The sequence below is a fragment of the Nocardia sp. CC227C genome (assembly GCF_030767025.1).
GTDB lineage: Bacteria > Actinomycetota > Actinomycetes > Mycobacteriales > Mycobacteriaceae > Nocardia.
The window spans coordinates 141953-155320 of sequence record NZ_JASITE010000002.1 but is presented as its reverse complement, the minus strand read 5'-3'; the positions used below and the strand labels follow the sequence as shown (position 1 = coordinate 155320).

15 protein-coding genes and 1 pseudogene are annotated in these 13368 nt (G+C 60.8%); 7 read left to right on the top strand and 9 right to left on the bottom strand.

Annotated elements, in window-relative coordinates; genetic code table 11:
- Positions 1 to 27 precede the first annotated feature (27 nt).
- A complete protein-coding gene (locus QMO76_RS04035; protein WP_306359798.1) occupies positions 28 to 450 on the top strand; it encodes a hypothetical protein in 423 nt (140 codons plus the stop codon).
- Between the two features lie 62 nt (positions 451 to 512).
- Here QMO76_RS04035 and QMO76_RS04030 read toward each other — a convergent pair whose 3' ends face one another.
- The 5 genes from QMO76_RS04030 to QMO76_RS04010 form a co-directional block, all read right to left on the bottom strand.
- Positions 513 to 1358, bottom strand: a complete 846-nt coding sequence (locus QMO76_RS04030) for an NYN domain-containing protein (RefSeq protein ID WP_306359797.1) — start codon at positions 1356 to 1358, stop codon at positions 513 to 515.
- A 148-nt stretch (positions 1359 to 1506) separates the two neighbouring features.
- Entirely contained in the window at positions 1507 to 1845 is a 339-nt protein-coding gene (locus QMO76_RS04025) for an Lsr2 family protein (RefSeq protein ID WP_306359796.1), read from the bottom strand.
- 286 nt (positions 1846 to 2131) lie between these two features.
- A complete protein-coding gene (locus tag QMO76_RS04020) occupies positions 2132 to 3130 on the bottom strand; it encodes a DUF6615 family protein (RefSeq protein WP_306359795.1) in 999 nt (332 codons plus the stop codon).
- Between the two features lie 310 nt (positions 3131 to 3440).
- A complete protein-coding gene (locus QMO76_RS04015; RefSeq protein ID WP_306359794.1) occupies positions 3441 to 3860 on the bottom strand; it encodes a hypothetical protein in 420 nt (139 codons plus the stop codon).
- 362 nt (positions 3861 to 4222) lie between these two features.
- Complete coding sequence (locus QMO76_RS04010) at positions 4223 to 4750, bottom strand: hypothetical protein (protein WP_306359793.1); 528 nt, start codon at positions 4748 to 4750, stop codon at positions 4223 to 4225.
- A 106-nt stretch (positions 4751 to 4856) separates the two neighbouring features.
- On the opposite strand from QMO76_RS04010, the gene QMO76_RS04005 reads away from it, so the two are divergent.
- The 5 genes and pseudogenes from QMO76_RS04005 (at position 4857) to QMO76_RS03990 (ending at position 9065) form a co-directional block, all read left to right on the top strand.
- Positions 4857 to 5189 (top strand): hypothetical protein, encoded by a 333-nt coding sequence (locus QMO76_RS04005; RefSeq protein WP_306359792.1) that lies wholly within the window; start codon positions 4857 to 4859, stop codon positions 5187 to 5189.
- Positions 5186 to 5599: a hypothetical protein gene (locus QMO76_RS04000; protein WP_306359791.1), complete on the top strand. Its 414-nt coding sequence runs from the start codon at positions 5186 to 5188 to the stop codon at positions 5597 to 5599. Before QMO76_RS04005 ends, QMO76_RS04000 begins: the two co-directional genes overlap by 4 nt.
- A 1452-nt stretch (positions 5600 to 7051) precedes the next feature.
- Positions 7052 to 8326: an AAA family ATPase gene (locus QMO76_RS03995; RefSeq protein ID WP_306359790.1), complete on the top strand. Its 1275-nt coding sequence runs from the start codon at positions 7052 to 7054 to the stop codon at positions 8324 to 8326.
- Positions 8327 to 8333: 7 nt separating this feature from the next.
- Positions 8334 to 8633 (top strand): annotated as a pseudogene (locus QMO76_RS35270) (HNH endonuclease signature motif containing protein); the annotation flags it as partial.
- An 18-nt stretch (positions 8634 to 8651) separates the two neighbouring features.
- A complete protein-coding gene (locus QMO76_RS03990) occupies positions 8652 to 9065 on the top strand; it encodes a hypothetical protein (RefSeq protein ID WP_306359789.1) in 414 nt (137 codons plus the stop codon).
- A gap of 735 nt (positions 9066 to 9800) precedes the next feature.
- On the opposite strand, the gene QMO76_RS03985 is transcribed toward QMO76_RS03990, so the two are convergent.
- From QMO76_RS03985 to QMO76_RS03975, 3 genes are all read right to left on the bottom strand, one after another.
- Entirely contained in the window at positions 9801 to 10163 is a 363-nt protein-coding gene (locus tag QMO76_RS03985) for a hypothetical protein (RefSeq protein ID WP_306359788.1), read from the bottom strand.
- Positions 10164 to 10273: 110 nt separating this feature from the next.
- On the bottom strand, positions 10274 to 10738 hold the full coding sequence (locus tag QMO76_RS03980) for a helix-turn-helix domain-containing protein (RefSeq protein WP_306359787.1): 465 nt from the start codon (positions 10736 to 10738) through the stop codon (positions 10274 to 10276).
- A 12-nt stretch (positions 10739 to 10750) separates the two neighbouring features.
- Positions 10751 to 11263: a MarR family winged helix-turn-helix transcriptional regulator gene (locus tag QMO76_RS03975; RefSeq protein ID WP_306359786.1), complete on the bottom strand. Its 513-nt coding sequence runs from the start codon at positions 11261 to 11263 to the stop codon at positions 10751 to 10753.
- Positions 11264 to 11396: 133 nt separating this feature from the next.
- Here QMO76_RS03975 and QMO76_RS03970 point away from each other — a divergent pair, with 133 nt between their 5' ends.
- Positions 11397 to 12992 (top strand): DHA2 family efflux MFS transporter permease subunit, encoded by a 1596-nt coding sequence (locus QMO76_RS03970; RefSeq protein ID WP_306359785.1) that lies wholly within the window; start codon positions 11397 to 11399, stop codon positions 12990 to 12992.
- Here QMO76_RS03970 and QMO76_RS03965 read toward each other — a convergent pair.
- Positions 12943 to 13365, bottom strand: coding sequence for a hypothetical protein (locus QMO76_RS03965; protein WP_306359784.1), 423 nt, complete (start codon positions 13363 to 13365; stop codon positions 12943 to 12945). The two genes, QMO76_RS03970 and QMO76_RS03965, sit on opposite strands and share 50 nt — an antisense overlap.
- Positions 13366 to 13368: the final 3 nt, after the last annotated feature.

Genomic DNA, 13368 nt, shown 5'->3' with positions numbered 1-13368 from the left:
GCAGCGTCGCAGGAAGGGAGGCTCGTCATGAACAACACCGATCTGGGAGCCCGGCTGAACCTGGTGTTCGAGATGTGGGAACGCCACCACGGTCGACCGCTGTCCGACGAGATGGTGGCCGAATGGCTGACTGCCGCAGGCTATCCCGCCCCTGCGGACTACATCACCGCCCTCCGGAGCGGGGGAGCCCTCGGCGGGGCACCGGCCCTGCTACGGATGGGCCTGGCCGAGTTCTTCGACGTCGATCCAGGACTCTTTGCCGCCGATCCGGTCATGACGCATGCTGGCGACGCCGAGGTGGTGGAGGGATTCCACAACCGGTCGTTGCGGCGGCTGGGTCGAGTGGCCCATGGCATGTCGCTGGGGGCCATGCTGTATCTCGATAGTCTGGTCGGTGCGCTGCGCCGTGCTGAGCAGTTGCCGGACGTACCGAGTACTGCTCGCGTCTGAGGATTCAGATTCCAGGACATGTGCCTGGCGGGGCCTGCGGGTATCGCCAGGCACAGTCGTGCCTATGCGTCCGCCAGCCTCACCGTGATGTCACCGCCCGACCGCCCGACGATCGTCGCCCCGCCGACTTGGGCCAGGAAGTCGCGGAAGCTGCGAAAGCCGTGGGCGCTCTCATCGAATGTCGGATCCAGTGCGAGCATCTTGGTCTTGATCGCGCTGGCGGTGGGGGTGTCGGTCATGATCTGGGACATCGCTTGAACGAGAAGGTGCCGGGCCTGTGTGGTGTCGCTGGCGGCGGTTGCCGGGTGACGATTGGCGGTGATCTTGTCGGCTGGGTCGGCGTGGCGCAAGACGGTCTCCCAGAACTTGTACTCGCTACACACCGATACCAGCCGGGTGCTCGTGGTGGTCTCGCTGGCGCCGATGCCGATGACATGTTTGCCGAACTCGCGCAGCTTCTGCACGAGCGGGGTGAAGTCGCTGTCGCCGGTGACCAATACGAAGACCCCGATCTCCGCGTGGGTGATCAGGGTTTCCATCGCATCGACGGCCAACCGGATGTCGGCGGCGTTCTTGTGCGTCCCTGGTGCGAACCGGCCGAGCTGGACCAGATCGATGCCGTTTTCGGCGAGTGCCTGCTCGTACCGGCCGAACCGTTCATCACGCCAGTCGGCATAGGCGCGCCGTACCGACGCATTGCCGAACCCGCGGCACAGCCAGCGCAGCGCCGCGGCCGGAATAGCCTGTGTGCCAGGAGCGCCCCCGCCCACACCGAGGGCGAGGTTCTCGAAGTCCAGGAAGACGGCAACGGCCTCACTGCCGGAAAGGCGCGATTCCCGTCGCATGCGCATCGCCTCCGCTCGTACTCTACGAGCAGCGTAGATTGCCTTCGCAGCAGCGGGCGGCATCTTCGGAAAACCCCGCCGCGCTCAGCAGTGGTCGCCCCGGCACGTGCTTCGCCGAGGTGCGCAGGATCGGTTCAGCGGCCGATTTGATGCCCACCTCGCGAAGAAACATCATGTCCGCCCCGTCGAGAGGAGCGGACGCGCGCATGCGCTACGCGTTCGCCTTGTTGTAGGCCTCCAGCACCTCACTCGGGACGCGGCCGCGGCTGGACACCTCGAAGCCGTTCTTGCGCGCCCAGTCCCGGATCGCCTGCGTCTGCTCCCGATCGACCGCCGGCCGCGGCTTGCCCGCCGCCTTGCCTCGCGGCACGCGGCCGACCCGGCGCGCGTGCGGAGTCCACTGCTCGAACATCCCGCGCATCTTGGCGGCGTTCAACTTCGACAGGTCGATCTCGTAGGCCACACCATCGACAGCGAACAGCACCGTCTCCTCGGCCTTGGACTGACCGTCGTAGTCGTCCACCATCTCGACGATGACCTTGCGTGCCATGAAGCAGCCCTTTCCAGTGTGATTTCCGTGGTGAGTGGGATCGTAAACCGTGGAAAGGAGATGGTCTGCTAGCGGATGACCGATACAGTCGAGTGCCCGCGACGGGCAAGCCGGCACCGAGGGGAACTGGACGGCTTGTCTGGCAGCGAAGGCAAAGGCTGCTTGCGTTTCGAGTGTCGGCTCGCAGGCCGGGGCGCCCGGACCGCACGTATCCTCACCGCCGGGTATCGGCAATCAGCATGGTCCGCACGTAAGACGGCTCGAACCGATGGACTCCGGGCGAATTTCAGGGTAGCGGCCGTACCGATGTCGGAGATGGGTCGGTGGGAAAGTCGTCCAGATCGGTGAGGACGAGTCGTCGGGCAGCGACTCGGTCATCCGTCGCTTTGTTTACGTCACCCAGATCGGCGGCCCGGTGGCCGTCGAATACGGCCCGGACATAACGTGGAAGGGCCGTGAGTCGTTGTCCGTCCAAGATGGAATCTGCGTCCTGCGTGTCCTCGGGTACCGGAGCCATAGGCGCTGTGGTCTCGGGAGTGCCGCTGAGCAGACGCCAATGGATGACGTCGACGATGTCGGTAAGCCCCGCAGGGATACGTTCGTGCGCACGGGTGGCGTCGGTAGGCGAAAACAGCATCGACCACGGCATAGCGTGCGCCAAATAGCGTGGGACGTAGTGTCGATGGCGGGCCTGCAGCAGGTTCCGCACGACACGACTCGGCAAGGCCGAACATCCCCACCATCGCGGATTCTCCTCCCCAAGCGTCACTGTCTCGTAGCCGTGCGGGTGCATGGGGCTTCGCATCGTGATCGGCCGCCCCGACGTATGCGGGAAGAACTGGTCGTTGGTCTTCAGGGCTGCGAGGTCGTGGCCGTCGAAATGGCCACTGGCCCAACCATTGTAGAAAACGTGGTACGGAAGGTACCCGCGTTGATCGCATCCGGCGATCAGCAGGTCGATCTGCCGAATACCCGTGTTCCCGATCCTATGGCCGAGATGCCGATAGTTTTGGCCGAAGAACTTTTTCGCCTGTACCCGCAGGCACAGCCACCGGGTATCTGCTCCGATCCACCACTCCCAGTCCGCACCGACGCGTGCCTCCTCCCGTTTGCTGGGTTTGTGGACGAGAATCTGTGGAAACTGCTGGTTCAGTTCGAACAGCAGATAGTCGGTGATGGACTCTTCGCTGGGTGCCAGGCCACGCGGTTGTCCGTGTTCGAGGCGACGCCACGTGTCCACTGCCAGGTAGTCCATCGCTGCCGTCAGGTCCGCGTGCGTCGCCATAGATCGATCATGATGGAGAGACCGGCGCCGCTCCAGCGGTAGCACGCGATCTGCTGTCCGGCCAATAATCGGTACTGCCGAAACGGCATGGAGCCCTGACCGTTTCGCGCGTACCTCGAGCGGTCTCAACGCGCGCTCTGGTAGGCAGGTCCCACTCCGTCCCCAAGAGCCAAACCGAGCCCCGGACCGTCTGCGTCGGCGCGGGGCTCGTTCGGGGGTAGTCGGACCGTGCTGATCGCATCAGCGTGGTTGACGGTCGGACGCTACCAGGACCCGCCGACAAGCACAGAACCCGCTGCCGTCGGACTCGCTAGTGCTGGAGCTGCCAGACGAGGTTGCCGCGCAGGCGGCCGTTTTGGGTCTTGTTGCACTGGATCGCGCGGCCCTGCCCGTCGACCCACTGCTCACCTTCACCCAAGCAGTCATCGCCGGGCGAAACGCTGTGATGCGGGTCGACCGGCAACTCCTCGTTGACCGGCCACCACACGTACGCGTCGGTACGCTTCACCTGCACGCAATACACGGTCTGCCCGTCCGCGGTCTGAGCAACGGTCCGCGTCGGCGCGTATGTGGACGCGCAGTAGTCGCCGATGTTCACTGTCTCGGTGGTCGACAGCGGGGGCGCTGGCGCGTCGGTGCCGCCGCTGCCGGTGGGTAACGCTGCCGCGGTGGGTGCGCCGGCGAGCAGCGTGAGCGCGGCGATGCTGACGATGCGAGCGAGTGTCTTCACGGGATGTCCCTTCATGGCGTGGGATGAACGTCGTGGTCGGGGCATCCGTTGAGGCGTGGGCGATGTTAGCCACCGCTGTCTGGTTTGGGCGACCTCGGCACAGAATGTCTGCGGCGGGGCGGTGCCGGTCTACCCAGTATTCTCGGGTTCGCCGCCGCGTCAGGTGATCTTCCGCCGCAGCAGCCACCGAATCCACGCCAGATCCAACTGGACGGTCAAATCGTCAGGGTCGTAACCTATTTCGCGAAGCTCACGACGCCGATGCTGGTCCATCCACCAGTTAGACGGTGATCCGCAGGCGCCGGTTCCCTCAACACAGCGCTCGCGTGCCAACACATGCGACCCGCCGCAACCGAACCCGACTACAGCCGTCCGCGCCGGCCGCTAAGTAGGACGATGAACAGCGGCACACGCAGCGAACGCGGCCACTCGATCTCGGTGAGGTCCGGGTCTGCGGTCAGAAGCAGCATCGAATCGACCTGTTCGGTCTCCGCGTATCGTACGAGCTGGTCTTGCACGTACTCTTCGGTCCACATGCTGGTGGTCTTGACCTTGACCCCGACCTTGTGCAGGTCGTCGTAGTAGATGAGGAAGTCGATGCGGCTGCCTCTCGCCGCGGAGGTTGCCTTCGCCAGATCGCGTTCGTGGTCGATGGTGACGTCGTTGTCGACGTCGGCGTCCTGCCACACCTGCCGGATGAGTTCGTGGAATTCGTCCTCGTCGCAGTATCGGAAGTCGGTCGTGTTGTCGGCGAACGGGTCCACGAGCGGCTTGATGTACGTGGTCCAGATTGGTGAGTCGTTGGAGTCGCCCGGTCTCAGGCAGACCATGTGCACGAAGTGCTTGTCGATGTAGTCCGGATTGTTGTCGCCTGGCCCATCCCAGTCCATGGCACTCCTTGTCGTCGGACGCACGGATTTTACCCTGCAACGCAAGCAGATTCGCTTACTCTGTTGTGTGCACTCCGCACAGAGCCCACATCCACCCGGAGGCTCGATGTTCACCTCGCAGTCTGCTCACGACTTTCTCGTGATCGTGACCCGCGTTCTCGCCGTAGCGATCTTCGTCATTTTGCCGACCTGGACGACGCTCAGGGTCAGGAGTCCAGCGGGTGCGCTTTGCGTGGTGGCAGGGATTCCTTTATACATCGGCCTGACAGCGATTTACGACAAGTTGTTCGTAGATGCTCCAGTCGAAGGGGCAGTGGCTGCACTCCTTTTACTAAATACGGTCCTGATCATAACGCTTGTCGGAATGGGTATGAACCTCATGGACGAAATATCCAGAGAGCTGACCGAAAGGTCTCCCAATCAGAATCGATCGCAATGAGCTGGATAGTTATTATTCTGAAGCCCGTCGGTGTCGGCGGCGGAACTGTTCTCGCTGCCTGCGCCGTCGCACTGCCGATTCTTCTGCTAATATTCCTCGGAGTAGGCACTTCCGCAGTGTGGTCAACAATTGCCATGCTCGTGCTTGCGGCAGTAATCCTCTTTGTCCAAGCTATGTCCCTCTATACAAGCAGATCGAAGAGTACCCCCACCGCTGCGGGTTCAAGGGAGCACTACGGTTTTGGCAAGATACTGTCGGAGGCCAGTGCTGTAGTAGGGGCTGCCGTAGCCGTTGCGATCGGTATCGTCATCTTGTGGGGAATCATTTGGTTCATCGCTGAGTTTATTCAGCTTCTGGTCGATGGGAGCAAGCCTGGGAATAATGAGTGCGAACGAATTGGCTTTTGCTGATGCGAGCACGCTCGAAGCTATTCTGTTTCCACTGCTGAACGAGTAGACTTAAACCCGCCCGCCTGGCATGCCGGTCTTTAATCATAGCGGCTGACAGGCGGTCGTCGGTGAGACAGCAGCAAAACTCATCAGCTGACCTCTATTTGTCGTCTGGATGGTCAGCGACTGAAGCTGTCAGAATGCTCTGAGATCTAGCATCGCACATACTCCATCGTCCTCTCGATGCATACGGCAACGTGCCGAACTCATCGAGTGGCCGCACGAGTGGGGGTGATACCTCTGGTTGCTTGTAACCAGCCGGGAGTTTCTGGTTCTGCCATAGTGGATAATACGATCAGAACAACTCATACGAATCCCGCTCAATCCGGAATCCTCGTCCCGTCATAGTGTCGCGGCAGGTGATGCCGAGGTAGATGTCGCTCTCGCGGGTGAACGGGCCAACCGACTTCGTAGTTCCGTACTCGAACGCAGCGCTCGTCAGATTGGCGATCGAGTCGGGCGGGCAGATGAAGACCGCCTCCTGGGCCTTCGGTCAGCAGAATCGACCGCCCAAGAGTCGTTGGGTTACATCCCGGCGGTGGCGGCTGGTATTGAATGTTGTTGGCGTCGCAGCGGATTGACGCGGGCGTTCCAAGTGTCGCGACGCACGACAAGTTCGAACTCGGCGATCGAAATTGCACAGTCTCAGGTGGTGGTGGCGGTTGGTCTGACTCGCGTTGCCCAGGCGACATCAGCAGGACGAGCAGGACCAGCCCGGCGATGATCGCCAGGATGATGATCAACGAACCGCATCGCCGTCGGCCCCGGGGCGGCTGCCCGGGCCGCGCGGGGTAGCGAGCAGTTGTGGGCTGGTATTACGGCGCGGCGGGCGGTACGTACGGTGACCTCGTCGGGATGCCAGGTGGTCCGCGTTGTTTCCCTCTGCGGCACAGTCGGTCTCGGTCTCGGTGCCGGCTGCGAAGTGCCCCGTATGTGGGGCGCTGGCCTATATCGAGGTCCCAGCCCTGGTCACCAACCCGGGAACCTCGACGTCGCTGCTGCTGGCTATGTCATTTGCCGACCTGGACCACCACACGGAGCAGGTGGGCGAGCGGCTTCCTCACCGAGGCGCAGAAGGCGGGCGCGTGCGCTAGCCGTCCGGTGCTGGATCTGGCGGTCCCAGTTCCGCGACAGCTTCTTTCCAACTGTTGCTGCAACCTCATCGACCGAACACCGGAGCTGTCCGGTGCCTCATCATCTGGAGCAGGGAGATTCGCTCAGCGGTCAAGCATGTCCCTTGGTTGATCGAGAGCCTTGGTTTGACTACATGTCAACTGCTCCTCTGCCAACACACCGTGCTGCAAGGGCTGATCCAAGCGCTCGCGGAACACGCACGCGGTACGATTCCCGCTATCATGCATTGCCTAGACATCCGAGACAGAGCCGTCGCCTCAAAGGGGGACCACTACTACGATGTATATCGAGCGCGTTTCCCTGAAGAATATTAAGGGCTTCGATGAAATCGAGTTAGACTTTTCCGGAACTGATGGGGGGCATTCCGGCTGGGCAGTAATCACGGGTGACAACGGTTCGGGCAAGACTGCTCTGATAAAGTCCATATGCATGGCAGTCCTTGGTCCCGACGACTCCAGAGTCTTGCTGACTGACCTTCGCGGTTGGGTAAGTGACGGACAGGATTCAGGATCGATCTCCGTTGAGGTCAAGCCGGATCATGAATTTGATCGAACAGCTAAGGGTGGATTTCGTGTGAAGAGCACGTTCTGGGCTGAGATCGAATTTGCACGCGAAGGAGGGTCGTGGTCGGTTTCATCGGCCGACATCAACAGAAACAAGAAAAAGGGTGCATTCAATGGACCCTGGTCAGTTGGAACACCAGGCTGGTTTCTTCTCGGCTATGGTCCCTTTCGAAGACTATACGGTAGCTCCCCTGATGCGCAAAGACTCATGGTTATTCCCGGGCGTGTTCCTAGAGTCGCTACGCTGTTCAAGGAGGATGCGACACTGGGAGAATGTGAACAGTGGGTTAAGCAACTGAATTATAAGAAATTGGAAGAGCAAGAATCTGAGAAAATTGCCCTGGAAAGCTTGCTCAACATTCTGAATGATGACTTTCTTCGGCAGGGTGTGTCGGTGAACGGGGTAAACTCGGAAGGTCTTTGGTTAAAAGATTCCGCTGGACGCACCATGCCGCTCTCTGATATGAGCGAAGGGTATCGATCTGCATTAGCAATGCTGATCGATATATTTCGTCATATGGTCGATGTATACGGTGCCGTAGAGCTTGTTGCACGCGACGACGAAGGTCACTTCTATGTAAATCGGCCTGGCGTAGTCGTGATTGATGAAATTGACTCGCATCTCCACCCCGCATGGCAACGAGAAATCGGCTTTTGGCTTAAGCGGCACTTTCCCTTGATACAGTTTATCGTCACAACCCACAGTCCGCTGATTTGCCAAGCGGCTGATAGAGGGCGGATATTCCATCTCCCGCAGCCAGGTACTGGAGCGCGGGCGTTTAGGCTAACGGAGCAAGATTTCAATTCCGTAATTGCAGGAAAGCCTGACCAGATCCTAATATCCCCCGCTTTCGGATTGCCATACTCGCGTTCTCCCAGAGCTGTCCAAGCCAATAAGGCGCATGCACGCCTCCGCGCCAAACAAATTGCGGGTAAGATCAGTGAATCCGAAGAACGAGAGCTTGAGCAGCTTAAGCTCTTCGTGAATTGAGCCGAAGGTGCGGAGAATTCATAAAGGCCAGCTCAGCCTGGTGGATCGAGTAGAGCTGTTTCGTAGATCTCGGCTTGTATCGACACGGTCCGAAGCGGATAGCGAGTGGAAGAGATTTCGGCGATCGCATAAGAGTGGAGGAGTCGTCGATGCGCTGAGAATTGCTGCCGGAGTTAGGCAGAGGTGTGTCTATTGCTGCGACTCAAGATCTGCCGACGTAGATCACTTTGTTCCTATCGCCAACAATTACAAGCTAGCCTTTAGTTGGGGTAACCTTCTTTGGGTTTGTCCTGAGTGCAATCGACGTAAGAACGCGAGATTTCCGGTGAGCGCCTTCGGTGAGGCTCTCCTGCTTAACCCGGAGAGAGTGGATCCATGGAACCACTTCATTTTGGACTCAGCTAACGGCATGATCAGTCCGAGGTATGTGGGGCCGGGATTCGATATTTTCGGAGAAAAAACGTTAGAGGTTCTGGAATGCATCAACTATGAGGCCGTTACTGAAGGCCGCAGGCGCGTATTACGCCGATACTACGATGCAGTCGATGCCGTTCTTAGTGGCACCTCACCTACGTTCGCGATGATTAAAGTGGTCAGGGAAGCGAAAGAGGATGACTTCGGGCTATCCTCCTGGTTCGCTGCACACGAGGGTGCTGATGAAAAACAATTCAAGGAACTGAAGATTCGGTTTCCAAGACAGTGGCGGACGTTTCAGCGGATATCCGCCAGGTGGGCATGAGCGAGACGCCTTCTACACTGTCGACGGGAGGCCTCTGAATCCCACGGTTCATCTTTGCGCAGGTGACCTCCCGGCTTGTGGCGAATCCGGGATCACACGCCTTCGCCGCCATTTCTGCCGGGGCGAACGCGTCCTCGTTGGCTGGCCACAGATTTCTTGCCAACCACCCAGTCTGATCGTCCTACCCTAAGAACTTGGTGGCTGCATGCCGCGAATTAGTCCTGACTAGCTACTTGCCGTCGAGTTCTCCGCGCTTCCTTAGCAACGAACCTTGTGGGGATTCGCGCCGATAAAGAAGGTGATAAAAGGCTTTTAGCTACTGATTGAAAATAGACATCGAGAAGGAGCGAGATCAACTATTCTTCTATGAGCTTGGGTGCGAGGTGCTAGGACGGCCGCGGGCGAACCTGGGAGTCGGGACTGTGCGGGACCGTATGGAACGTATTAACGCCGGCAAGGCCGAGTGCGCGCGCCAACGTGCTGTCGCAGATCGGGCAGAACAGGCACGCCGGTCTCCAGCGCCAACGCGTGAGCATGGGTGGTACGCGCGGTATATCGAGGGCAATAATACGATAGAGATTTTCATTGGTCGCGACGGTGGTCTGACCTCTGAGCGACCCCATGTCCATGTAATTCATGACGGACGGAGGGGCGAGATGCGAATGCTAATTACGCAAGCGGATGGGGGTAAATCAAACTTGACGATTTTGAAAGGTGCACCGAGCGGAAGCGAGGTCAACGCCGTAATTGCTCAGCTTCTTGCCAAGATGTAAAGTGCTCGAACGAGCTGACGAGTTCCTGCCATTCATACTGCATTTCAGCCAGATCGCACCCACCAGTAGAAATGCTGCGTGCGTAGGCCGCGATGGCTGTTAGCTCTGCATGGTGCTGCGAGAGTGGTGATTCCCAGAGCGGGGCTAGTGCTCTTGCACCCTCGATAATTTCGAGCTTGCCACTGGAAACACTAACCACGATGCACTCAATCGCGAATTTTAGAAAGCCCAGCTGTTCGATCCGTGGAGGGTTTTCGGTGTGGGAAAGCCTATCAGTATAGGCGAACAGATTTGTAAACTGCTTATCGACTGATTCTTTCATCATCTATTTCAAGCATAGATTCGGGCGTTAATGGATATAATGCCCATTATGGGCCCATAAGATATGAAAGTCAGATGCGGCAGGTATAAGCTGGTCAAGGATTGGCCCGCTAACTAGCCGTGTTTCCGTGACCGGCTCCCGCCCTTCGGCCGCATCTTCACCCCCGCCTTGATCAACGCCCGTCGTACCGTCTGCGGCCACACGCCGAACCGAGTGCCAATCTCCGACAGCGACAACCCCTCCGCTTCGTACATCCGCATGGCCGTCTGTGCGTCACCTTCGCTCAACCCCTGACGTCGCATCGTCACGCCCTGCTCGGCCAGCAATCGCAACACACTGCCGTGGCTCAGCCTGAACCGTGGAGCAAGCTCCGTCGTGTGCGCTCCCGCCCGATACGCGGCCGCTAGCTCCTCGGCGACGGCCGGGGGTAGTCGCTGCGACAGCTTGTGGATCTGCGGTAGGGGAGGGGTTCTACTACCTTCGGCTGTGTCGACCTGCAATGATGGCATCATCTCAACCGTTTTTCGTAAACGTTCCGGCTGGTACGTAGGTTTCGAATAGGCCCCCAGCAGTTCCACTTCGATCGCAGGTCAGGCCCGGTTTCCGCCGGGCCTTTCCTGTGCTTCGGCTCTGTTCGGCGCGCCGTCGGAGCGGAGTCGGTCCGGCGTGAGGTGCGCGTCCATCGAGGCGCGCAGTTCGGCGAGCACCGTCTCGAACTGCCGGAGCAACTGCGGCGGGTACTGGGACAGGATGGCGTCCTGCTGGGTGTTGAGTGGTTCGAAGTAGCTGTCCGCGATCTCTTTGACGTCGTTGCTGCTGCGCAGGGTGACGATGCGGCGATCGGTGTGTTCGCGGGTGCGCGAGATGTATCCGGCCCGCTCGAGGCGGTTCAGCAGGGCGGTCATCGCTCCCGACGACAGGGAGATGCGCTTGCTCAGTAGGACGGGGGAGAGCGGGGTGCCCTGGGCTTCGGCGGCGGAGATCTCCAGCAGGGCGAAGGCATCGGTGGAATGCACGCCCAGTGACACGGCGAAGCGCCGGCCGAGTTCGGTGAAACTCGATCCGTACGCCCGGAGCTCCTCCGCGAGCCGTTCACGTTGCACCGCAACATCATCCGGTGACTTCGCCGCCGCCATCCAGGTGCCTCCTGCTCATCTCGCGACCGTGGGACTCGGTTGACAACCTACCCGCGCCGAATCTATCTTCATCGCAAAGATACTTTATGATGGAGATGCATTGAATACTGAACCAGTCGCCCATCCCGCCCGGCAATGGCTCGGCATTGTCGCGGTATCGCTGGGCGTGGCCCTGATCGTCGTCGACCTCACCATCGTCAATGTGATCCTCGCGCCGATCATCGAGGACCTATCGATCGATTCCACTCAGGCGCAATGGGTTCAGGAGTCCTACGCCATTGTTTTCGCGGCGCTGCTGCTGCTGGCCGGTCGGCTGTCCGATCTGCACGGCGCGCGCAAGGTCTTCCTCATCGGCCTCCTGGTATTCGGCGCGACCAGCCTGCTCGCGGCGCTGGCGCCCAACGGCGGGCTGCTGATCGCGGCACGATTCCTGCAGGGCGTCGGCGGGGCGATGATTCTGCCGACCTCATTGGCGCTGGTCAACGCGACCTTCACCGGTAAGGCCCGCGCCCAGGCATTCGCCATCTGGGGATCGACCATCGGCGCGGCCGCGGCTGTCGGCCCACTGCTGGGCGGCTGGCTGGCGGACTTCTCCTGGCGCTGGGCCTTCGGTGTCAATCTGCCGCTGGTCGCGTTGATCCTGGCCGGGGTGCTGCTCTTCATCCCGGCCTCACCGCGCATGTCCGGCGGAGTCGACGTGCTGGGTGCGGTCCTCTCGGCACTCGGACTCGCCGCACTCGCCTACGCGATGATCGAGGGGCGAACCCACGGGTGGTTGCTTACCACCGAACCGCTGAAGCTCGGTGGATTCACCTGGAGCGGTGGACTTTCCCCGATCTTCGTCCTGTTCCTCGTGGCCGCGGTGATCCTGTTCGCGTTCTGGCGGCGACAGGCCTGGCTCGGTCGCACCGGCGGTGAACCGCTGATGGATGTGCGACTGTTCGCCATTCCCTCCTTTCGCAATGGCAATGTCGTCACCCTGATCGTGGGGCTCGGCGAGTTCGGAATCATCGCGGTGCTGCCGCTGTGGTTGCAGTTCGTGCTGGATTACAGTGCGCTGCAGGCGGGTCTGGCCCTGTGCGCCCTGGCGGTGGGCAGCTTCTGCGCGAGCGGTGCGAGCTTCTCCATGGCCGCGTCGGTATCCGCGCTGGGACAGGTTCGGGTAGGGCTGATCCTGGAGGCCATGGGTCTGGTGCTCCTGGGGGCGACCGCCGCCACCGACAGCGCCTGGTGGTGGATCGCGGTCGCCCTCTTCGTCTACGGTGTAGGTGTCGGGTTCGCCACCGCGCAGGTGACCAATGTCGTACTCGCCGACGTACCCGTCGAGAGTGCCGGCCAGGGTTCGGGAATCCAAAGCGCGGCACGGGAATTCGGTTCCGCGCTCGGAATTGCGGTGCTGACGACGCTGTACTTCACCACACTCGGCTCCAGTCTGCGTGACCGCCTCGACGCGGCCGCGGTTCCAGACGCCCGTTCCCTCAGCGCGGTGGTGACCGACAGTGCCGGATCGGCCATTCCAACATTGGCGGCCGATCCGAACACTCGAGTCGTCGCCGACGCCGCCGGTGCGGCGATGACGACCGGGTTGCAGGTATCGAGCTACGTCTGCGCCGGACTGCTGGTGCTGGCCTTGGTATCCACGGCCTTCATCTCGCCGGCGCGAGATCGCGCGACTCGCGAGGCCCTGACACCGTGACCGGTCGGCCGAGGAGTGTGGCGTCGTCGACGGCGTGGGCGACGAGGCGGAAGAACAGCTTGTTCACCAGGTCGAGTCGCAGCCGTGTCTCGGCGACACCGAAAGCGCTCTGCACCACCAGCTTTCGGACGCCGTGCCGGCGTATGGCCGCGACGACCTGCCGGGTTCCGGCCGAGCGGATATCGATGGGTGTGTGCGCCGGACCGAGAATCCGCACGCGCAGCGGACTCTCGGCTATACCGATTCGCACACCCGAGAGCAAGGCGATCGCTCTCCACGCGGTGTGCTTCTGTCGGGCACCGACCGCGTGGATCAGCATGTCGGACCCATCGACCAGCACCGTGCGGTCCATATGCTGGTGCGTCGGGTCCACCGC